The organism is Pseudoalteromonas sp. SIMBA_162 (genome assembly GCF_046535955.1).
In the GTDB taxonomy this organism is placed as follows: domain Bacteria; phylum Pseudomonadota; class Gammaproteobacteria; order Enterobacterales; family Alteromonadaceae; genus Pseudoalteromonas; species Pseudoalteromonas marina.
The window spans coordinates 1-253 of the sequence record NZ_JAWJBQ010000804.1; the positions used below are offsets into that span (position 1 = coordinate 1).

At 61.7% G+C, this 253-nt stretch carries 1 protein-coding gene; it reads left to right on the forward strand.

Going from position 1 to position 253, the window contains the following annotated elements; translation table 11 throughout:
- On the forward strand, positions 1-253 hold a 253-nt coding region (locus R0J88_RS21900; RefSeq protein ID WP_410901162.1), incomplete at both ends, for an Hsp70 family protein.

Genomic DNA, 253 nt, shown 5'->3' on the forward strand with positions numbered 1-253 from the left:
GTGCTGTACGCGATTCCAATGTCGAATTGGATGAAGTGCAGGCGGTGGTCATGGTGGGCGGTTCGACCCGTGTGCCGCGTGTGCGTGAGGCGGTGGCTGAAATGTTCTGTCGCCAGCCGTTGACCGAGATCGATCCGGATCAAGTGGTGGCCATTGGGGCCGCGATCCAGGCCGATACCTTGGCCGGCAACAAGCGCGAAGGCGGCGAATTGCTGCTGCTGGACGTGATTCCGCTGTCCCTGGGGTTGGAAAC